The organism is Pseudomonas sp. TWI929, from assembly GCF_039673335.1.
Taxonomy (GTDB): domain Bacteria; phylum Pseudomonadota; class Gammaproteobacteria; order Pseudomonadales; family Pseudomonadaceae; genus Aquipseudomonas.
Genome location: NZ_JBDJLK010000094.1, coordinates 1 through 20,406, shown reverse-complemented (window position 1 = coordinate 20,406; position 20,406 = coordinate 1). Strand labels below are relative to the sequence as shown.

The window sequence follows — 20,406 nt, the reverse complement described above, 5'->3', positions numbered from 1 at the left end:
GCCTATTAGCGGGTGAACCCGCGAATCGGCCGGAACAGGCAAAAAAAAGCCACGAGGTCACCCCCGTGGCTTCTTTCACAACAATGGCCGATTACAGCGCCATGTCATTCTCAGGCTTGCTTTCAACCGGCTGGCTAGCCGCACCACCAAAATCAACGCTGGCGTCGATCACCGGTGGCTTCTCCAGCTGCAGTACTTCAGCGGTGTAGTTCCACTCTTTCTGGGTGGCCGCTGCCGACTCGTTCAGCTTGGTGCCGTAGCTCGGCACGATTTCCTTGATCTTGGCCTGCCACTCAGGGGTAGCGACCTTCTCCTTGAACACGGTTTCCAGCACGTTCAGCATGATCGGCGCAGCAGTCGAAGCACCTGGCGAGGCACCCAGCAGGCCAGCAATGGTACGGTCTTCGGAGGCCACCACCTCAGTGCCCAGCTTCAGCACGCCGCCCTTCTCGGCATCACGCTTGATGATCTGCACGCGCTGGCCAGCCTGCCACAGGCGCCAGTCTTCTTTCTTGGCGTTCGGGAAGTAAGTGCGCAGGGCTTCGAAGCGGTCGTCGTCAGACAGCATCAGCTGGCCAGCAAGGTACTCGACCAGCGGGTACTGCTCGATACCTACCTTGGTCATCGGCCACACGTTGTGGGTCGTGGTGCTGCTGAGCAGGTCCAGGTACGAGCCGTTCTTCAGGAACTTGGTCGAGAAGGTGGCGAATGGGCCAAACAGGATCACGCGCTTGCCGTCCAGCACGCGGGTGTCCAGGTGCGGTACCGACATGGGTGGCGCGCCGGTCGAGGCAATGCCGTAGGCCTTGGCCATGTGTTGCATGGCCACGGTCGGGTTCTCGGTCACCAGGAACGAGCCGCCCACCGGGAAGCCCGCGTATTCCTTGGCTTCAGGGATGCCCGACTTCTGCAGCAGCTTCAGTGCGCCGCCGCCGGCACCGATGAACAGGAACTTGGCGTCGGTGGCCGACTCGGTACCGTCCTTCAGGTTCTTGTACTCGACGTGCCAGGAGCCGTCCTTGTTGCGGGTGATGTCCTGCACTTCGCTGGACAGCTTCAGGTCGAAGCCTTTCTGGGTCTGCAGGTGGCCAACGAACTGGCGGGTAATCTCGCCGAAGTTGACGTCGGTGCCGATCGGGGTCCAGGTCACGGCCAGCTTCTGGTTCGGGTCGCGGCCCTCCATCATCAGCGGGACCCACTTGGCGATCTGCGCGTGGTCCTCGGAGTAATGCATCGGGCGGAACAGCGGGCTGGCCTGCAGCGCGTCGTAGCGCTTCTTCAGGAACTTGATGTTGTCATCGCCCCACACGAAGCTCATGTGCGGGGTGGTGTTGACGAACGAGTGCGGGTTCTTCAGCACGCCCTGGCGAACCTGCCACGACCAGAACTGGCGGGAAATCTGGAAGGCTTCGTTGATTTCGATGGCCTTGGTGATATTGACGTTGCCGTCTTTGTCTTCCGGGGTGTAGTTCAGCTCGGCCAGCGCAGAGTGGCCGGTACCGGCGTTGTTCCAGCCGTTGGAGCTTTCTTCGGCCACGCCGTCCAGGCGCTCGACCATTTCCATCGACCAGCTTGGCTCCAGCTCGTGCAGCCACACGGCCAAGGTGGAGCTCATGATGCCGCCGCCGACCAGCAGCACATCTACTTTTTTGGTTTCTGCGGCGTGCGCTTGCATAAAGCTTGCAGCGACAGCCAGACCCAGCAAGGTCTTGCCAGCTTTCTTGAACATTGATCAATTCCAGTCAGGAGAACGGAGGGAGGGCCTGTGGCTGGCCCAGGTATTCCGTGTTCTTCAGCGCAGGCTTGTTGTTGATCATTGTTCAGCAGCCAGAGAACCAGAAAACGACTCGGCCTTTTGTCGAATTGACCGACAAGGCTGAATCGTTTTTCCGATTGTATCTTAAATGCCAGCACAAACAAATTGCCGGCCCGAGAGTCAAGGTGGCGGGTTGTCTCAGGCCTGGGAGGGCCTCATCGCCGGCAAGCGAGCGCCTCCCTTTCCATGCCCAGGGCAAGACCTTCAGCTGAATCGCCCATAAACAAAAACCCCCGGCCATGTGCATGACCGGGGGCTTTGGATCACGCCGCAAGCGTCGCGATCAGGGTACCGCCAAGATTACTGCTGCTGAGGCAGTTTATCGATTGGGCCGCAGCCACCGATGATCTTGGAGATGGAAACCGAAGGGTGGAACAGGTAGTCGTAGGTGCAGTTTTTTGGTTGGTTGTAGACTTGGCCAGTGCAACCCGACAGCAGGGCAACACTCGAGACAACAGCAACGGCTACGGTGGCCTTGAACAGCTTTTTCATTACTAAGTCCTTTAAATGAATCATCTTCGGCCATCTTCTGATGGCGGCGGGATGATACCGGACCCAGGCATTGGATCCAAGTCGTGCATGGCATGGGTTCTTTGCAATTGTGCAACAACAGGTTGTAAAGCTCGCAACTGGCGACGATAGTTGGGTGAACTACCTTCGTACTGCCCAACAGGAGCCCCCCCATGCTCGGCGTCACCGACTACGGCGCATTCGTCATCGCCTTCATCATTCTGCTGGCCATCCCCGGCCCGGGCAATTTCGCTTTGATCACTGCCACCGGCAAGGGTGGCATCAAGGCTGGTCTGGCCGCGACCTTCGGGGTGATCGTGGGTGACCAGGTCCTGTTGTGGCTGGCGGTAGCTGGCGTCGCCACCTTACTGGCCACCTACCCTGCGGCCTTCCACATCGTGCAATGGGCCGGCGCCGCGTACCTGGCCTACCTGGGCCTGCGCATGCTGATGAGCAAACCCGGTGACGCGCCGCGGGCCAGCCGCATGGACAATGGCCAGTACTTGCGCCAGACCATGCTGATCACCCTGCTCAACCCCAAGGCGATCATGTTCTACATGGCGTTTTTCCCGCTGTTCATCGACCCAGTGAAGCACCAAGGGCTGGTGACCTTCGGCTTCATGGCTGCGACGGTGGCGGTGATCACGTTCCTGTATGGGGTGATTGCCGTGGTGCTGACTCACCGGTTGGCCGAACGCATGCGCGCCAACCCTCGGATTACCAATATGTTCGAGCGGCTGGCGGGGGCTTGCCTGGTAGGATTCGGTATCAAGCTGGCGGCGATGCGCTGAGGGCCCGGGGACCGCAAAGCGGCACCAAAATTTCAAAGGCAAAAAAAAGCCCCCGGCAACTCACTGTTCCTGGGGGCTTGTTCAATCAGCCATCACCCAATCAATTGGTTTCCAGCTGATACGCCTTGCTCACGAACAGCGCCGCAAACAGGCTTTTACCTTCCTTGAAGGTGTATTCCTCCTGGAACTTGCCATCTTCGACCAGCTTCTGCCCGATGGCGCACTCCGAGTCGCTGTGGTTCTTGCCCTTGGCGCCGAAATCACTGCTCCACGACGACAGCCCGACCTCTTCGCAGAAGGCAGCGAACTTCGCCTTCGGTACATTCTGCTGGTAGGTGCTGTAAGCCTCTTTCAGCGATTTGAAGCCGCTGTAGCTCACGCTGTAGTTCTCCACCTTGGCCTTACGGGCAAAAGCGCTTACCGCTTCAGCCAATACCGCCTGCCCGGTAGACGGGCTGTATGCACCGATAAGCATGGCGCTCAAGGCATTCTTGAGCTGGGTTTCGACATCGTCCAGCTCCGGCAACGACTGGAAGTCGGCCTTGCGCACAATCTCGCCCACCTTGGAACCGTCGTTACGGTGGGTCACGACGAACGCCATCGAGCCCTCTCCGTCACTGGAGCGTTTGATGGTGAAGTCCAGGTCGACCGTGGTGCCGAAATCACCGGTGCTGCTGACCAGGAACGCGCCAGTAACTGGCTGACGCACAGCCAGGTTGGCACCCCAACCGAAGTTCGACTGGGTGGCCCGGCCATTGGCGGCCAGCTCGGCGCGCGGCTGGATTTCATCACTGACATCAGCCACCAGCACCACCTCGGCACCCTTGCTGGCAACGTAAGGGTTGGCCATCTGCATGCCAACCAGCTGGATGTGAATGCTGCCGTCCTTGGCATCACCGTCGTGAGCCAGCTTCAGCGCATCGGCCTTCAGGTAAACCCCGCCAACGTTGCGGCTGACGTTGAGCTGGTACTTGGCCCAACCCGCCAGGCCTTCTTCAGCCGAACCACCACGTGACGATTCCACCAGGCCCATCAGGCTGCGCATGAACTGCTGGGCACCATTGGTCTCTGCTGCCGCCACGCGGATTTCGGGGTCGGCCACCGTCAGGTTGCCGGAAAACGCCGAGTAGGAAATGTCGCCTTCAGACAGTACGTCCTCAAGGAAATAGCGCTCCTTGAAGTCGTCGTAGTAGGCCAGCGCAGCCTTCTTGCCCGAACTGGAAACCATTGCGTAACCACCGCCGAGCACCAGCACTGCCGCCGCAACACCGCCAATCAGCAGCTGCTTTTTGTTCATCTGTTTGATCATGGTGTTTGCCTCACTGGACCATGGCGGAAGCGTTGTTCCAGTCGTTCACGAACTGTTGGGAGACCTCGGGGGTCCAGCTGAAATCGATGCCGGCGTTGGGGAATTCCCTGGCCAGCACGGCGCCAAACGACACGCGGTCGGCACAGTGGTCCTGCTTGCACGCCTCGGGCTCACCCGCGCTGTAGGCACGGTAGGTAGGCACGGCGCGGCCATCGTCCAGCGGGTAGTACGGCGTGGCGTTGGCCACCTGGGTCACGTACCAGCCTTCGCTGTATTCCTCGTCCGCCACCAGGCGGCCTTTGCTCGGAAAATCGATGGTGTAGAAATCCCCCTGCTTACCGGTGACGTGCACCATCATCGGCGCCACGCTGGCCGAGGTCGAAGGGTCTTGCTGCGCCAGCGGCGAAGCGAAGCGCACCTTGATGCCGGCCATTTGCGCCAGGGCTTCGGTTTCGCGGCCCTTGAAGTCGCTCATGCCGTCTTGCAACTGCTGGTAACGTTCCAGCACGCGGGTATGCACGCGGGCCAGTTCCTGTTGGCGCTGACGCGCCTCACGCACACGCTGTTGCTCACGCTGAGCCGCCCAGTTGGTGCCTTCACGCACATCGAAGAACAGGCCCTGGCGGTTGATGCCGATGCGGTTGCGGGTGATCTTCAGCGCGTCGTTACCCCAGATGTTGTTGGAAATCGCCGACAGGTCTTTGACGATGAACAGCGTGGCCACATCGGTGGTGGTTGGCGAGGTGGCCTTGATCAGGTCGAAGATCTCCAGCGCAGCTTCCTTGTACTTGTTCGCGTCCAGGGCGAACGACTCGTCAGGCGTGACTGCAACGTAGTACGGGTCGCTGCCGAACGGCCTGAGCACGTTGTAGCTGGAGCGGGTGAAGGTCAGGTACACCTTCATCTGCCGGGCGGGGATCTCGCCGACCAGGAATGCGGCCTGGTCAGCTTGCGGGGTGAGGTAGGAAACCGCCTTGTCCTTTACCGCAGCCTCGAAGTTGTTGATGAACATCAAACCACTCGGGTGAACGTACGCGCGGGTCCAGGTATCACCACGGTAGGTGCCCACGGCCTTCCAGCTGATTTTCTCGAAACTGCCTTGGCCAAAGCCGGAGGCCGGGCACGGCATGGCCGGGCTGGTGGCGAACGACAGGGTGTCGCCGTCACCGATGATCGAGGTGCTCAGCACCCATTTGCAGCCAGCGCCATCGGTTACCTGCATCAGCTTCTGGTTCTGCAGGACCACGGCGCGGCCGAAGTCCGCCGTGGGGGCAGCGGCTACCGCTGCGCTGGCTGCAGGGACGGGGGGCGCGACAGGGGCTGGGGCAGGCGCTTCGACGGCCGGTGCAGGCGCTGGCGCTGCAGCAATGGTTGGAGCCGGAGCAACTTCTACTTTCGCAGGTGCTGCTGCAACTACCGCAGGGGTCGGCTCAGGGGCCGGGGCTGGCGCAGCAACCGGGGCAGCTGCTGCTACCGGGGCCTCGGCCTGTACGGGTGCCGGCGCAGGTGCGGCCGGGGCAGGTGCGGCCGGGGCAGCGGCGACAGGCGCGACAGGCGCGGCCTGAACCGGGGCCGGGGCGGCAGCGGCTGGCGCGGCGGCCAGAGTCACCAGGCCCAGGTTCGAGGCATTGCCCGAGCCGCTGGCGTAGAGGTTGCCCGTGGCATCGACCGCCTTCCAGCTCACCTTGGCTGTCGAGCAGTCCTTGGTGAACACGAACGGCAGCTTGGTCAGCAGGCCCGATAGCAGCTCCTGGTTGTCCCAGGCCGGGCGGGTGATGGTCATTTCAACCTGGGGTTTGCACCAGTTGCTGGCATCCCCTGGTACTTCGACCTTGATGTTGTCTTTCTTCGAGTAGGCCAGCTCATGGCCGAACGCTTGCGGTACCAGACCACAAGCGCCGATCACAGCCAGCGCGAGCGCGTGCTTTTTCATGGAGTTCCTCAGATCAGTTCCCAGGTGCCGTTGGCTTGTTTGCAGAAGGTGTTCTGCTCTTGCTCGGTCTGGCCGCTTTGCGACTTCAGGCTTACAGTGACCGGGCGGCAAGCGGCCTCGGCAGCGACCGTCTGGGTTGGCAGCGCCTGCACCGAATCCAGGTCGAAGCCTTGGGTTTCCTTGTTGGCGGCAACGTCCAGATCGTCCAGGTTCACTGCCGGAGTCACGCGCTTGGCTACTGCTTGCGCCTTGGGCTCGACGTAGTTCTTGTGCACGTAACCAACCGTCACGCCCTTGCGGCCGACCAGGATCCAGTCACCGGTAGAACCCACTGCGGTGAACTCGGTGTGGTTCTTCAGGCTGCCGACTTTCTCGCCACTCTGGTTGGGTGCAGCACGCACGTTCAGGTTGTCGCTGATGGTGACGTACGGTTCGTTGATCAGCTTCATCGACGGCACCGCCTGGATCTTCGGTGCGCGCTTGACCTCGACTTGCTTGGTCTTGGTGTACTCCTTGCCCGGCACGATCTGCGCAGTAGCGCCGGAGTGGTCGGACTTCCAGGTCACTGGCTGGGTGCTGGCGGTGGTCTGCTGCTGGCTCAGGACTTCCTGGGTACGCAGCGCCAGGGCCTGCTGGTCCTTCTCATCGAGCATGTGGCCGATGCGGTTGCCGACATAGGCACCGATACCACCTGCGATCAAGGCCGCGGCGATCTTGCCGTTGCCACTGCCCATGGTCGAGCCGATGGCGACACCGGCCAGGCCACCGATGACGGTGCCCGCTTGCTCTTTGCTGATCCCGAGCTGTGCACAGGCCGTGGTAGAGGCGATGGCGACCGCCAGAAGGGACGCGACGAATTTCTTACGCAAGTGGAGCACTCCATTTTCGGTGGGGCGCACAGCCGCGTACCGCAGCCAATGGTTGGCGGCAGCATTCGAAGTTGTGCGGGGTTTTCAGAGAGAGGGCGGCACTGGCCTCATCCAGCGGCGTGGCGCTGGATGGCAAATCACACTTCAAGCGAAGGGCATCGAGAGAAACCAGTACGTCGCAAAGCATCCAACGAGTCCATGTCAGAAAAGAATCTTCGCCCAACGCGCGTAATCATTACGGCGTATGGCTTGGGCGAGAGTGGCATTTTGCCGGCGCATTGTAGCGCAAGGTGCCATTGACAGTTCAAGACAAAATGTTGCGAGAAACCGCTCTATCTCAGACCCGGCTGGGTCGCCACCTGTGGGAGCGGCACATGGTTCAACTCTGGCGGCGCATGAACTCTGCAAAGAGCGGCACAGTGAAGTCCAGCACACCATGATCGGTGCTGTAGGCCATACCCTTGGCAATGACCTTGGCCCTGATGGGCCCCAGCGATGATTGGGTGCGCCCCATCGCCTTGGCGATATCACCCACCGCATAAGGCCCATCGCCGAGGCCGGACATAGCCCTGACGAAAAGCACTTCACTTGGGGTCAGTTGGTCGATACGCACCCTGAAGAACCCCGCATCCAGCAAAGCCAGGGTTTCCGAATAAGACTGAACGACATCGTCCAGCGATATCTCCGGCCCTTCCGCGTAGTTCCAGGCCGTGGAAGCCCACTCCTGCAGAAAGAACGGATAGCCCTTCGTTCGCACGACAATCTCATTCAAGGCGGCCTCTGCGATGGACGCCTCTTCTTCCAGAATCGGCTTGAGTACCGCCTGGGCCGCAGCTTCGGCATCCAGTGCATTGATTTCGGGATACAGGAACAGCCGCTCCGCGTATGACTTCGCCTCCCCTGCCAGCCGCGCGACCTGAGGCAGCCCGGCGCCAACAAGCAATATCGGCAGGCCTTCTTGTGACATCCGATACATGGCGACGATCAACGCCCTGAGGTCGGCTTCACTCAGGTACTGGACTTCGTCGATCAGCAGAATCCAGCCCTTGCCAGCGGCTTTGGCTGCCCGCCCTATCACGTTGAACAGGTCTGGCAGGTCGTATTGCAAGTTGCCACTGTCCGCAAGCCCAGGCTCCGGCTCTACGCCAACTTCCACACCTGCTATATCGATCTTGAAGATGGAGGCAAACCCGCGCAGGCCTTTGAGGCCCCGGTTTGCAATCTGCTTGGCAGCTTCCACGGTGGACAGCGAGCGCATGACCTTGCGCATTTCCGGGTAGAGCAGACGGGCAAGGCTGTCCTCTTCCGGCGACTCGACCTTGGAAACCAGCAGGCCTGCCTGCTCGGCAATTTTGCCCACTTCGTTCAATAGCACCGTCTTGCCGGTGCCGCGCAAGCCGAGCAGCATCATCGACCGCGCACTACGACCGTTGATTGCCCGGCCGCAGGAGACACGGGCGTGTTCAAGCACCGTGTCGCGCCCTGCCAGTTCGGGCGGCCTGCTGCCGGCACCGGGGGCGAAAGGGTTACGGTACGGGTCCATGGGCTGCCTCCAGGCAACGGTCATAGCAATAGATAGCGAAGTCTAGCGAATCTAGCTATCTTTTAGTAGATTTCGCTAGCGTTCAGCATTTTCCGCCCGCCGAGCCTGCCCGTCCTACAGCAAAAACTCAGAAACATCCCCTTCCGTGTAGGCCATTTCCCAAACATACTGCCAAACCGCTCAAACGCTTGCGACGGGTTATGTCGCGCTCTAGTCTCGGCTTGTCGTTGCAAAATCAACGGCCGGCTTTGACAGGCCGACAATTTTCCCGCACACGTGCACTGTTTATGGCGGCTGTACGTGGGGCACCTCCGTGTGCGCCGAGTTGCTCCGGGACCCTCGGTCTGTCAACCCATGTACAGCTGCCACCCTCTTGTTTGACAGCAAGCTTGCGGCAGCTCCAATGATCCTGGAGATGTGTATGCGCAAGATGGTTCCCGATCCACCCTACTCCCTCGATTCCACTCAGGTGCTGCAAGACACCCTGGTCCAGTCCTCAGAGTACGTACTCTGCGCCCTGTCCGTGGCCCGCCAATCGGTGCAGCTCAAACCCACTGCCCACAGCTCGATCGTGATGCAGGCCGTGATCCATGAAATGGAGGCGGTACAGGGGCTGGTCGAGTCGGCGTTGATGCAATTGCAGATGTGGCCGCATTTACCCACCGAGCCGTACATCCTGCATTAGCAGGCCTGGCCTCTTCGCGGGCGCGCCCGCTCCCACAGGGATTGCACAACCCTCAAGCACTGCACAGTACCTGTGGGAGCGGGCATGTCGAGGCGTCGAACCGCCGCGAAGAGGCCAGCACAGACAACCAAGATTCCAGGGAGATAAAAACAATGCCAACCGACAACACCCAAGAACCCACCACCGTCGGCAAGACCTGCTTCTACCAAGGCGAAAACAACACCCACCCGCTGTTCCGAATCGAAGCCGGCATCCCCTGCCACGATGCCCGCGAACAGGCATCCGAACTGATGGGCTACGTGCGCGACCTGATCATCACCGGCCTGATGGAAGGCGACCAGAAACTGATCTGGGCTTCGCATTACCTGAGTGCGATGGCCAAGGCGCTGCTGGATGATGCTGAGTTGGGGATGATGAAAAAATGAGCGGCGACATGCCAATAGTCGAACTGGGCTTGAGCAACACCAAAGGCTTCACGCTTTTCGGTTTCTCGAAAGCTCCGATTGTTGAATTATGCGCCTGGAGGTATGATTTTGACGAGGCAACACAAGGAGATGTAGGTGCAGAGCAGGCATTTGATAAAGGAGCTTCAGGCAGCCGGCTGGATCCTGAAACGTGTTACTGGAAGCCACCACATCTTCAAACACCCCAACAATCCAACACCATCCCAGTGCCGCATCCGAAGAAAGATCTACCGATCGGCACAGTGAAAAGTATCAGGGAACGCGCCGGGTTGATCTAGCCCGGTCCTACCGTCTCCGTTGCACTGAAGGAGAAAGCCATGCAATACCCAATCTGCATCGAATGGGGCGACGAAAAAACCGCTATTGGTATTCAGATTCCCGACATCCCTGGCGCGGTAACTGCGGGCGACACCTTCGAAGAAGCCTATGCGGCAGCTATCGAGGTGGCCCACATCATGTTGGAGGAGATTGCCAGCAGCGGGCAGACCGTTCCAATGCCTACCAGCGCTGCAATACACCGGAACAATCCGGACTTCGCTGGTATGGGCTGGGGCATGCTGGAACTCGACATCACGCCGTACCTGGGCAAGACCGAAAAGGTCAACGTCACGTTACCTGGATTCGTCATTCAGCAGATAGACCGATATGTACGTGATCACAACGTAAAGAGCCGGTCGTCGTTCCTGGCCGATGCAGCCATGGAAAAGCTGGGTCGCTAGAGACAAAAAGCCCCACTCGATGGTGGGGCTTTAAAGGATAGGTTCGGTTTCGGCACCAGCAACATCCATTTCCCAGAAAAAGAAGGCCCGAACGTAATGCCGGACTAAGCCAGCACCAGTGGATCGGGCACGATTGGCGATCATACTGCCGCCCGCACCTGTGAGCTTCAAGCAACGGTGATTATGAAAATGTATCAAAATTGATCCTGAAACGAAAAAGCCCCGCAGACGTTAATCTGCGGGGCTTCATCTTGTATGGCGGAGAGATAGGGATTTGAACCCTAGGTACTGTTGCCAGTACAACGGATTTCGAATCCGTCCCGTTCGACCACTCCGGCATCTCTCCAATGCCGCGCATCATACCAGCGTTCTTTTAAAAGGCAAACCTTTTTTTAAAAAAAATCGCGTGGTATCAGGCGCTTGCGTGAACGCGCCGCTTACAGCGGCACGCCCAGGCGCTTGGCAACTTCTTCGTAGGCTTCGATCACGTCGCCCAGGCCCTGGCGGAAGCGGTCCTTGTCCATCTTCTTGCGGGTCTCTTTGTCCCACAGGCGGCAGCCGTCCGGGCTGAACTCGTCGCCCAGCACGATCTGGCCGTGGAATACGCCGAACTCCAGCTTGAAGTCGACCAGCAGCAGGCCGGCGTCATCGAACAGCTTGCTCAGCACTTCGTTGACCTTCAGCGACAGCTTCTTCATTTCCACCAGCTGCTCGGCGGTGCCCCAGCCGAACGCGACAACGTGGGATTCGTTGATGAAGGGGTCGCCCTTCTCGTCGTTCTTCAGGAACAGCTCGAAGGTGGACGGCTCCAACTTGATGCCCTCCTCCACGCCCAGGCGCTTGACCAGGCTGCCGGCGGCGTAGTTACGCACTACGCATTCGACCGGGATCATGTCCAGCTTCTTCACCAGGCACTCGTTGTCGCCCAGCAGCTTGTCGAACTGGGTCGGCACGCCGGCTTCTTCCAGCTTTTGCATGATGAAGGCATTGAACTTGTTGTTCACCATGCCTTTGCGGTCGAGCTGTTCGATGCGCTTGCCGTCGAACGCCGAAGTGTCGTTACGGAACAGCAGGATCAAGCGGTCGGCGTCATCGGTCTTGTAAACCGATTTGGCCTTGCCGCGGTAGAGTTCGTCGCGTTTTTCCATGATTGGGCTCCGCTTGCTTGAGGTGTTGGGCTAGGCGATTTCGCGCCAGTCGAGCCCGTGTTCCTGATTCGCCACCTGGAGCCAGTCCGGGTCGCACCCAAGGGTGTCGACGAAGCACTGGCGGGCCAAGTGTGGCAGGTTGTTCTTGCTGCTGAGGTGGGCCAGCACCAGGTGTTGCAGGTTGCTCCAGCCCAACTCGTGTACCAGGCGCGCAGCCTGGTGATTGTTCAAATGCCCTTGCATGCCACCTACCCGCTGCTTCAAAAAGGCCGGGTAGTGACCGCGTGCCAGCATGTCGCGGCAGTGATTGGCCTCGATCAGCAATGCATCCAGGCCTTGGTAACGCTCCAGCAGCAGCGCGTCGTACGAGCCCAGGTCGGTGAGCATGCCGAAGCGTCGCTGGCCGTCACTGAGCACATACTGCAACGGCTCGTAGGCGTCATGCTCGACCCGCGCCGCTGTTACTTCCAGGCTGCCGATACGCAGGCTGTCGCCACAAGCGAGAAAACCGGCCACCTCCACCGGCTTGCGCATGCCGCGCAAGGTCCCTTGGCTGAGGTAGACCGGTACATTGTAGCGCCGTGACAGCAAGCCTACGCCATGCACGTGGTCGGCATGTTCGTGGGTGACCAGTACCGCACTGAGCTGGGCCGCCGACACGCCGAGCAGCGCCAGGCGCCGCTCGGTTTCGCGCAGGGAAAACCCGCAATCGACCAGGATGAACGTGTCACCACTGGCGATGAGCGTGCCGTTCCCTTGGCTGCCGCTTCCAAGTACCGCGAAGCGCACTTAGCCCAGGTGGTCCTGAATGGCGCTCAGCACGCGGCGGGCGATATCGGCCGGAGCCACGGTGTTGATGTTTTTCTCGACCGTGACCTGCACGCTCTCACCCACCTTGCTCAGGCGTACCTGGTAGCGCTCGGCACGGGCTTCACGCTCTTCCTTGCTCGGCTCGCTGCCGAACATGCGGCTTAAGAAGCCAGGCTCGTTCTGCTTGTCGTCAGGCTTTTCGGACAGGTTGATGTAGTACAGGCCCAGGCTGCGGTTGATGTCCTCGACACGCCACTCGCCACCCTGCTCCAGGGCACGGCCCACGCTGGACCAGGCGCGGTCCAGGTCGGCACCCAGGTACAGCACCGGGTTGCCGCTGCCGTCTTCGCTCAGGCTGACGCGGCTTGGCGCGTCGAAATCGCGCGCAGCCAGCAGCGACACCGAACCGCCCTTCTCGGCGCTGCGGTTCATGCTGGCAAGCATTTCGTCAACCAGCAGGGCATCGGCGCCAGTGTTGCTGGAAGTGGACGGGAAATCTGGCTCGCTGGTGCTGCCGGCCGGGCGCTCGACGCTGACCACGTACACCTCGGAAGTGTTGCGCTGCACGCCAGGCTCCATGCGCACACGGACGCGCACTTCGCTGTCACCGCTGCTGGCGGTGCTGGCCAGGCGCTGGCCGAGCGATGCCGACAGTTCGTCGAAACGCTGCCAGGTGGTGTTGAATTCACCGGTCTGCGGGCGCTCTTCGGCAATGCGGAAGCCGTTGTCCTCGAAGAACTGGCGAGCCACCGGCCACACTTCGGCTGGCGAATGCTGGGCCAGCACCCAACGGCTGCTGCCGCTGCGCTGCAGGCTGTAGTCGGTGACCTGGGCGGCGCCGCCGGTCAGCGGTTGCGGGCGCGGCACTTCGAACTCGCCAGTGGCGGTGTCGTCGGCGACGTTACGCGGGATCGGCAACAGCGGGTCAAGGCGCTTGACGTTGCTGGCGTCCGGCGGCAGCTGCATCGGCGCGGTCGGGTGCGCCTGCAGGTAATCGCTGCCGCGGTCGCGGAAATAGCCATCCTCGCCCCACAGCCAACCACACCCACTGGTGCTGGAAATGATCAGGGCAAGGGCGGAAAGACCAGCCAGTCGCTTCATGCGGTGTACTTCCTCTTAAACCAGTACGCCGGACTGGCGCAAGGCAGTACGGACTTTTTCGTGGCAGCCTTCGCTCAGCCAGGTCAGCGGCAGGCGAATGCCCTTTTGCATCAGGCCCATTTCGACGAGCGCCCATTTCACCGGGATCGGGTTGGACTCGCAGAACAGGTCTTTGTGCAGCGGCATGAGTTTTTCGTTGATCGCGCGGGCCTTCTCGGCATCGCCCGCAAGGGCAGCCTCGCACAGATCGGCCATTTCGCGCGGGGCGACGTTGGCAGTAACGGAGATGTTGCCCTTGCCGCCCATCAGGATCAGTTCGACAGCAGTCGGGTCATCGCCGGACATGACGATGAAATCGCTGCTGACGCCATCCAGGATGGCCTTGGCACGGGCCAGGTCGCCGGTCGCTTCCTTGATGCCGATGATGTTCTTCACCTTCGACAGGCGGATCACGGTGTCAGCCTGCATGTCGCAGGAGGTGCGGCCAGGGACGTTGTAAAGGATCTGGGGAATGTCGACGGCTTCGGCAATGTGCTTGAAGTGCTGGTACAGGCCTTCTTGCGTTGGCTTGTTGTAGTACGGCACCACCAGCAGGCAGGCGTCGGCACCGGCATTCTTGGCGTTCTGGGTCAGGTGCACGGCTTCGGCGGTGGAGTTGGCACCGGTACCGGCGATGACCGGAATACGGCGGCTGCTACGCTTGACGCGCTCGACCACGTGCTTGATGACCAGGATGTGTTCTTCGACATCCAGCGTGGCGGACTCACCGGTAGTGCCGACAGCGACGATCGCATGGGTGCCGTTTTCCAGGTGGAAGTCTACAAGTTTGTCGAGGCTGTCCCAGTCAAGACGCCCTTGTGCATCCATGGGAGTGACCAATGCCACCATACTGCCCGCAATCATGTAACTGCTCCTGCCGGAAAAAGAGAGCGGTAATGGTACTGGGGGCATCGGCCTTGCACAAGCGAAGCAGGCGGGCGGAGCATTCCCCTCGGCGCCTTATTTCGCTACCCTTGATCCTTTGATCGGTGCAGCGCGGCCCGCCGGGCCGTCGACCTTGCTCCCCGCCAGCGTCCACGACCTCGCATGCGAGCCCCGGGCCCTGCCGACAGGAGGCTTTCGCCCGTCCTGTGCCGACCGCTCATCGCTTTAGGAATGCTGCATGTCCACCCCCACCGTCCGCGAACAATTTCTTGTCATCAGTGCCTTGGGGCCGAACCCCATGGAACTGGCCAACGTCCTCAGCCGCGCTGCCTTCGAGAACCGCTGCGCGGTGGTTACTTCGCGCCTGAGCCGCCACGGCGAGACCAGCGCCCTGGTACTGCAGGTGGGCGGCAGCTGGGACGCCCTGGCGCGCCTCGAAGCCATGCTGCCGGGCCTGGGCAAGAAGCACGGCCTGACCCTCGACGTGGTGCGCAGCGCCGACCAGGAAGTGCGCCCGCAGGCCCTGCCTTATGTGGCCTACGTCAGCGCCGCCTATCGCCCGGACATCATCAACGAGCTGTGCCAGTTCTTCCTCGACCACCGCGTCGAGCTGGAAGCCATGACCTGCGACACCTACCTGGCGCCGCAAACCGGCAGCAGCATGCTCAACGCCCAGTTCACCGTGATCCTGCCGGCCGGCACCCAGATCAGCTGGCTGCGTGACCAGTTCCTGGACTTTGCCGATGCCCTGAACCTCGATGCGCTGATCGAGCCATGGCGTCCACAGAACCCAATGTAAGGAAACCGACCATGGCTGTAGCACTCGACCAACCTGTTGCCGACTTCCAGGCCCAGGCCACCAGCGGGCAAACCGTCAGCCTGGCCGAACTCAAGGGCCAGCAAGTGGTGGTGTACTTCTACCCGAAGGACAGCACCCCGGGCTGCACCACCGAGGGCCAGGGCTTCCGTGACCAGCATGACGCCTTTGCCGCCGCCAACACCGTGGTGTTCGGTGTATCGCGTGACGGCATCAAGTCGCACGAGAACTTCAAGGCCAAGCAAGGCTTCCCATTCGAGCTGATCAGCGACAAGGACGAGGCCCTGTGCCAGCTGTTCGACGTGATCAAGCTGAAGAAGCTGTATGGCAAGGAATACATGGGCGTTGACCGCAGCACCTTCCTGATCGACAAGGACGGTGTGCTGCGCCAGGAATGGCGTGGGGTGAAGGTGCCGGGGCATGTGGAGGCCGTGTTGGCTGCTGCTCAGGGCCTGAACAAGGCTTGATATTGCCGGGGGCGCTTTGCGCCCCTTTCGCGACACAAGGCCGCTCCTACAAGGGACCGCGACCCCCTGTAGGAGCGGCCTTGTGTCGCGATAGGGCCGCAAAGCGGCCCCAATTACATCAAAGCATCGGCGAAACACTCGGCTCCTGCCTAGGCCAGGCATCCAGCACGGCCTTGATCAAGGTCGCCAGCGGGATGGCAAAGAAGATCCCCCAGAACCCCCACAACCCGCCAAACAGCAACACCGCGCAAATGATCGCCACCGGGTGCAGGCTCACGGCCTCGGAGAACAGCAGCGGCACCAGCACGTTGCCGTCCAGCGCCTGGATGATCGCGTACACCGTCATCAGGTAGATGAACTGGTCGCCCCAGCCCCACTGGAACAGCGCAATCAGCGTCACCGGCACGGTCACCACCACCGCGCCCACATAAGGCACCACCACCGACAGCCCCACCAGCAACGCCAGCAGCGCGGCGTAGTTGAGCCCCAACATGATGAAGGCGATGTAGGTGGCGATGCCGCAGATCAGAATCTCGATACCCTTGCCGCGAATGTAGTTGGCAATCTGCCGGTTCATCTCGTTGCCCACCCGGTTCAGCAGGGTGCGTTGGCGTGGCAGGTAGCCACTCACCCAACGGCCGATCAGTTCGCGGTCCTTGAGGAAGAAGAACACCAGGATCGGCACCAGTACCAGGTAGATCATGGCATTCACCAGCAGCGGCAGGCTGGACAACGAGAAGGTCAACGCCCATTGGCCGAACTTGCCGATTTCACCGCGCACCGATTCGATGGCATGCAGCACCTGCTCATCCGACACCAGGTGCGGGTAGCGCTCGGGCAGCAACAGCAACAGCGACTGCCACTTGCCGAGCATGCCCGGCAGCTCGTTGAACAGGGTGATCAGCTGGTGCCACAGCAGCGGCACCAGCACCAGCATGAACACCGCCAGCGCGCCCATGAACAGGGCAAACACCAGCATCACCGCCAGCCGGGTCGGTACCCGCACGCGCTCCAGGGCATTGACCAGCCCCTGCATCAGGAACGCCAGCACCATGCCCGCCAACACCGGCGCAAGCATGCCGCCCAGGGTGAGCACTGCGGTAAAAGCCAGGAACAAAAGGACCGCCAGCACCACTGCTTCTTCATCGGAGAAGTAGCGCTGCATCCAGTCGCGAAGCACTTTGAACATTGACGATCCTTGGAAAAGACTCAGGCCTTGCGCAGCCAGTAGGTGTAGGTACCGGCCTCGGCCGTTTCCTGCAGCAAGGTATGACCGGCCAACCTTGCGAAAGTGCGGAAGTCACGCTGCGAGCCGGCATCCGTGGCGATCACCTTGAGTACCGCGCCGCTGGCCAGGCGATTGAGCTCCATCTTGGCCTTGAGCAGCGGCAAAGGGCAATTCAGCCCGCTGGCGTCCAGTACGGCGTCGCAGGTCAGGGTGTCACTCATCGCGGGGTCTCCAAAGGCATTGCCAGACTGCTTGTTGGCATGGCTGGCTAGGATAGCGCCACTGGTCGCCAACGTGTGAGCCCGCTACAGTAGGTATCTTTGATCCGACGCGAGTTTCATGCATGAATCTACTGCGCCCTACCCTGCTGACGCTGGCCTGCCTGTTGGCCCTCCCCGGCCATGCTGACGACCTGCCATCACTGGGTGACGCCAGTTCCGCGATCGTCTCGCCGCAGCAGGAACACCAGCTCGGCCGTGCCTGGCTAAGCCTGCTGCGCGGCCAGGTCAACCAGCTTAACGACCCGCAGCTGAAGGACTATGTCGAAACCAGCGTGTATCGCCTGGCCGAGACCAGCCAGCTGCAGGACCGGCGCCTGGAATTCATCCTCATCGACAGCCGCGAGCTCAACGCCTTCGCAGCACCAGGTGGCATTGTCGGGGTCAACGGCGGGTTGTTCCTCAACGCCCAGACCGAAGGCGAGTATGCCTCGGTACTGGCGCACGAACTGGCGCACTTGTCGCAACGCCACTTCGCCCGCGGCGTCGAGGCCCAGCAGCGCATGCAGCTGCCGATGATGGCGGCGCTGCTGGCCGGTATCGTGCTGGCGGCCGGCGGCGCTGGCGATGCCGGTATCGGCATGATCGCCGGCACCCAGGCCGCGGCCATCCAGGAACAACGGCGTTTCTCAAGGCAGAATGAACAGGAAGCCGACCGCATCGGCATCCAGAACCTGGAAAAAGCCGGCTACGACCCGCGCAACATGCCGACCATGTTCGAGCGCTTGGCACGCCAGTATCGCTATGACGCCAAACCACCGGAATTCCTGCTGACTCACCCGGTGACCGAATCGCGTATCGCCGACACCCGCAACCGTGCCGACCAGGCGCCCAAAGGGGGTGTGGAAGACACTATGCGCTACCAGCTGATCCGGGCCCGGGTGGCGCTCACCTATGAAGGCACCCCGGGGCTGGCCGCCAAGCGCTTCCGTGCCCAGCTGGACGAAGACCCCAAGCTCGACGCTGCGCGTTACGGCCTGGCCCTGGCGCAGATCAAGGGTGGCCAGCTCAACGAAGCGCGTGAAATGCTCAAGCCGCTACTGGCCAAGGCGCCCAACGACATCACCTACAACCTGGCGCAGATCGACCTGGACATCACCAACAACCGCCTGGCCGACGCGCAACAGCGGGCTGAGCGCATGCAGGGGCTGTACCCGGGCAACTACCCGCTGAAACAGGTGCGCGCCGACTTGCTGGTGAAGCTGAACAAGCCCGCCGAGGCGGAGAAGGTGTTGAACGAGCTGGTCAAGAGCCGGCCGGATGACCCGGACGTGTGGTACGACATGGCCGAAGTGCGCGGTTTGTCGGGCAATACCATCGGCTTGCACCGGGCGCGTGCCGAGTACTTCACCTTGGTGGGGGATTTTGACCAGGCGATCCAGCAGCTGGATTACGCCAAGCGTCGGGCGGGTAGCAACTTCCCGCTGGCTTCGCAGATCGACCAGCGCCAGCGCGAGATCATGGAGCAAAAGCGCATGGTTCAGGAAATGATGGGTCGCTGATAATTTGGGGGCGCTTTGCGCCCCTTTCGCGACACAAGGCCGCTCCTACAGGGGGACGCGATCGCCTGTAGGAGCGGCCTTGCGTCGCGATTGGGCCGCAGAGCGGCCCCAGCAATTTCAGGCGTTACCGGACAACTTCAGGCGAGCCGCCTGGGTAAAGTCCAGCATCCGGTTCAGCGGCTTGATCGCCTTGGGCACCAACGCCGGGTCGACAAAAATCTCGTCACCGCCATTACGCAAGCAATGCAACACCCGCTCCAGGGTATTCATCGCCATCCACGGGCAGTGCGCGCAGCTACGGCACGCCGCGCCGTTACCGGCGGTAGGCGCTTCGACGAACTCCTTGTCCGGGCACAGCTGCTGCATCTTGTAGAAGATGCCACGGTCGGTGGCGACGATGAAGGTCTTGTTCGGCAGGGTCTGCGCCGCCTTGATCAGCTGGCTGGTGGAACCCACCGCGTCGGCCAACTCGATCACCGCTTCCGGCGACTCGGGGTGCACCAGGATCGCAGCCTCCGGGTACAGCGCCTTCATGTCGGCCAGCTGGCGCGACTTGAACTCTTCATGAACGATGCAGGCACCGTCCCACAGCAGCATGTCGGCACCGGTCTGCTTCTGGATATAACGGCCCAGGTGCTGGTCCGGGCCCCAGATGATGGTTTCGCCGTTGTCCATCAGGCTTTCGACGATTTCCAACGCGCAGCTCGACGTCACCACCCAGTCAGCGCGGGCCTTCACAGCCGCGGAGGTGTTGGCGTAAACCACCACGGTGCGCTCGGGGTGCTGGTCGCAGAAGGCCGAGAACTCCTCCACCGGGCAACCCAGGTCGAGCGAGCAGGTGGCCTCCAGGGTTGGCATCAGCACGCGCTTTTCCGGGGTGAGGATTTTTGCCGTCTCGCCCATGAAGCGCACACCGGCAACGATCACCGTTTCGGCCGGGTGGTTCTTGCCGAAGCGGGCCATTTCCAGCGAGTCGGACACGCAACCGCCGGTCTCTTCGGCCAGCGCCTGGATAACCGGGTCGCAGTAATAGTGGGCAACCAGCACGGCGTTCTGGGCCTTGAGCTCGGCAGCAATGGCCGCACGGTATTCGGCCTCCTGCTCGGCTGTCAGCGGGTTGGGCTGCTTGGCGTCGAGGTGGGCCTGAACCAACAGGCGTTCGGAAATCTGGGTCATGATCGCTGGACCTGCGGGCGCGTGTGCGCGTCAAATCGAGTGTATCACCCGGCCCTGACAGATCGGCTAAGGGTGCCGGACGGCACACAGGCCGCCACGGCCCTCTGCGGGCGCGGATTATTATCGGAGGCCGAAGGCTACAGACAATCCAGCGATTACTAAAGGGGTTTTTGTGTTGCCTGCGCTGGTCCTATCGCCGGCAAGCTGAACTGGCCTAATGATTTTGGACACCTTCATCGGGCGCTATGATGGCGCCCAATTGGAGGCAAAATTAGTGCGTAAATCTTACTCAAGAGAATACAAGGTCCAAGCTGCC

20 protein-coding genes, 1 tRNA gene and 2 pseudogenes are annotated in these 20,406 nt (G+C 61.3%); 9 read left to right on the top strand and 14 right to left on the bottom strand.

Annotated elements, in window-relative coordinates; genetic code table 11:
• Positions 1 to 91: 91 nt before the first annotated feature.
• Together mqo and ABE456_RS24785 are read right to left on the bottom strand one after the other, a co-directional pair.
• Entirely contained in the window at positions 92 to 1,729 is a 1,638-nt protein-coding gene (mqo, locus tag ABE456_RS24790) for a malate dehydrogenase (quinone) (RefSeq protein WP_346646286.1), read from the bottom strand.
• Positions 1,730 to 2,116: 387 nt separating this feature from the next.
• Positions 2,117 to 2,308: a DUF4223 family protein gene (locus tag ABE456_RS24785; protein ID WP_346646285.1), complete on the bottom strand. Its 192-nt coding sequence runs from the start codon at positions 2,306 to 2,308 to the stop codon at positions 2,117 to 2,119.
• 191 nt (positions 2,309 to 2,499) lie between these two features.
• On the opposite strand from ABE456_RS24785, the gene ABE456_RS24780 reads away from it, so the two are divergent.
• Positions 2,500 to 3,117 (top strand): LysE family transporter, encoded by a 618-nt coding sequence (locus ABE456_RS24780; protein ID WP_346646284.1) that lies wholly within the window; start codon positions 2,500 to 2,502, stop codon positions 3,115 to 3,117.
• Positions 3,118 to 3,217: 100 nt separating this feature from the next.
• On the opposite strand, the gene ABE456_RS24775 is transcribed toward ABE456_RS24780, so the two are convergent.
• The 4 genes from ABE456_RS24775 to ABE456_RS24760 all read right to left on the bottom strand — a co-directional run bounded on the left by ABE456_RS24775 (position 3,218) and on the right by ABE456_RS24760 (position 8,771).
• Complete coding sequence (locus ABE456_RS24775) at positions 3,218 to 4,426, bottom strand: hypothetical protein (protein ID WP_346646283.1); 1,209 nt, start codon at positions 4,424 to 4,426, stop codon at positions 3,218 to 3,220.
• Between the two features lie 10 nt (positions 4,427 to 4,436).
• A complete protein-coding gene (locus tag ABE456_RS24770) occupies positions 4,437 to 6,359 on the bottom strand; it encodes a hypothetical protein (protein WP_346646282.1) in 1,923 nt (640 codons plus the stop codon).
• Between the two features lie 8 nt (positions 6,360 to 6,367).
• Positions 6,368 to 7,228, bottom strand: a complete 861-nt coding sequence (locus tag ABE456_RS24765; RefSeq protein WP_346646281.1) for an SH3 domain-containing protein — start codon at positions 7,226 to 7,228, stop codon at positions 6,368 to 6,370.
• Between the two features lie 379 nt (positions 7,229 to 7,607).
• Entirely contained in the window at positions 7,608 to 8,771 is a 1,164-nt protein-coding gene (locus ABE456_RS24760; RefSeq protein ID WP_346646280.1) for an ATP-binding protein, read from the bottom strand.
• Positions 8,772 to 9,192: 421 nt separating this feature from the next.
• On the opposite strand from ABE456_RS24760, the gene ABE456_RS24755 reads away from it, so the two are divergent.
• From ABE456_RS24755 to ABE456_RS24735, 5 genes and pseudogenes are all read left to right on the top strand, one after another.
• Positions 9,193 to 9,456 carry a hypothetical protein gene (locus ABE456_RS24755; protein WP_346646279.1) on the top strand — a complete coding sequence of 88 codons (264 nt, stop codon included), beginning with the start codon at positions 9,193 to 9,195 and terminating at the stop codon, positions 9,454 to 9,456.
• Positions 9,457 to 9,608: 152 nt separating this feature from the next.
• Entirely contained in the window at positions 9,609 to 9,881 is a 273-nt protein-coding gene (locus tag ABE456_RS24750; RefSeq protein WP_346646278.1) for a DUF3077 domain-containing protein, read from the top strand.
• Positions 9,878 to 10,075: pseudogene (locus ABE456_RS24745) on the top strand (hypothetical protein); the annotation flags it as partial. The gene ABE456_RS24750 and the pseudogene ABE456_RS24745, both read left to right, overlap by 4 nt.
• Positions 10,017 to 10,198 (top strand): annotated as a pseudogene (locus ABE456_RS24740) (type II toxin-antitoxin system HicA family toxin). The pseudogenes ABE456_RS24745 and ABE456_RS24740, both read left to right, overlap by 59 nt.
• 39 nt (positions 10,199 to 10,237) lie before the next feature.
• Positions 10,238 to 10,639, top strand: coding sequence for a type II toxin-antitoxin system HicB family antitoxin (locus ABE456_RS24735; RefSeq protein ID WP_346646277.1), 402 nt, complete (start codon positions 10,238 to 10,240; stop codon positions 10,637 to 10,639).
• A gap of 256 nt (positions 10,640 to 10,895) precedes the next feature.
• On the opposite strand, the gene ABE456_RS24730 is transcribed toward ABE456_RS24735, so the two are convergent.
• The 5 genes from ABE456_RS24730 to dapA form a co-directional block, all read right to left on the bottom strand.
• Positions 10,896 to 10,985: transfer RNA gene (locus ABE456_RS24730), tRNA-Ser, on the bottom strand.
• A 91-nt stretch (positions 10,986 to 11,076) separates the two neighbouring features.
• On the bottom strand, positions 11,077 to 11,787 hold the full coding sequence (purC, locus tag ABE456_RS24725; protein WP_011535129.1) for a phosphoribosylaminoimidazolesuccinocarboxamide synthase: 711 nt from the start codon (positions 11,785 to 11,787) through the stop codon (positions 11,077 to 11,079).
• Between the two features lie 30 nt (positions 11,788 to 11,817).
• Positions 11,818 to 12,576, bottom strand: a complete 759-nt coding sequence (locus ABE456_RS24720; RefSeq protein ID WP_346646276.1) for an MBL fold metallo-hydrolase — start codon at positions 12,574 to 12,576, stop codon at positions 11,818 to 11,820.
• The gene (bamC, locus tag ABE456_RS24715; protein WP_346646275.1) at positions 12,577 to 13,698 is read right to left on the bottom strand and encodes an outer membrane protein assembly factor BamC; all 1,122 of its coding nucleotides are present in this window, start codon (positions 13,696 to 13,698) and stop codon (positions 12,577 to 12,579) included.
• 15 nt (positions 13,699 to 13,713) lie between these two features.
• Positions 13,714 to 14,601 (bottom strand): 4-hydroxy-tetrahydrodipicolinate synthase, encoded by an 888-nt coding sequence (gene dapA, locus ABE456_RS24710; RefSeq protein WP_346646274.1) that lies wholly within the window; start codon positions 14,599 to 14,601, stop codon positions 13,714 to 13,716.
• A gap of 259 nt (positions 14,602 to 14,860) precedes the next feature.
• On the opposite strand from dapA, the gene ABE456_RS24705 reads away from it, so the two are divergent.
• Positions 14,861 to 15,421, top strand: a complete 561-nt coding sequence (locus ABE456_RS24705; RefSeq protein ID WP_013973793.1) for a glycine cleavage system protein R — start codon at positions 14,861 to 14,863, stop codon at positions 15,419 to 15,421.
• 11 nt (positions 15,422 to 15,432) lie between these two features.
• Positions 15,433 to 15,906: a peroxiredoxin gene (locus ABE456_RS24700; RefSeq protein ID WP_346646273.1), complete on the top strand. Its 474-nt coding sequence runs from the start codon at positions 15,433 to 15,435 to the stop codon at positions 15,904 to 15,906.
• Positions 15,907 to 16,024: 118 nt separating this feature from the next.
• Here the strand turns inward: ABE456_RS24700 and ABE456_RS24695 are convergent, their stop codons facing one another.
• Entirely contained in the window at positions 16,025 to 17,095 is a 1,071-nt protein-coding gene (locus ABE456_RS24695) for an AI-2E family transporter (RefSeq protein ID WP_346646272.1), read from the bottom strand.
• Positions 17,096 to 17,115: 20 nt separating this feature from the next.
• Positions 17,116 to 17,355 (bottom strand): sulfurtransferase TusA family protein, encoded by a 240-nt coding sequence (locus ABE456_RS24690; protein ID WP_346646271.1) that lies wholly within the window; start codon positions 17,353 to 17,355, stop codon positions 17,116 to 17,118.
• 122 nt (positions 17,356 to 17,477) lie between these two features.
• Between ABE456_RS24690 and ABE456_RS24685 the strand changes: the two genes are divergently transcribed.
• Entirely contained in the window at positions 17,478 to 18,914 is a 1,437-nt protein-coding gene (locus ABE456_RS24685; protein ID WP_346646270.1) for a M48 family metalloprotease, read from the top strand.
• Between the two features lie 117 nt (positions 18,915 to 19,031).
• On the opposite strand, the gene nadA is transcribed toward ABE456_RS24685, so the two are convergent.
• On the bottom strand, positions 19,032 to 20,090 hold the full coding sequence (nadA, locus tag ABE456_RS24680) for a quinolinate synthase NadA (protein WP_346646269.1): 1,059 nt from the start codon (positions 20,088 to 20,090) through the stop codon (positions 19,032 to 19,034).
• Between the last annotated feature and the right edge of the window lie 316 nt (positions 20,091 to 20,406).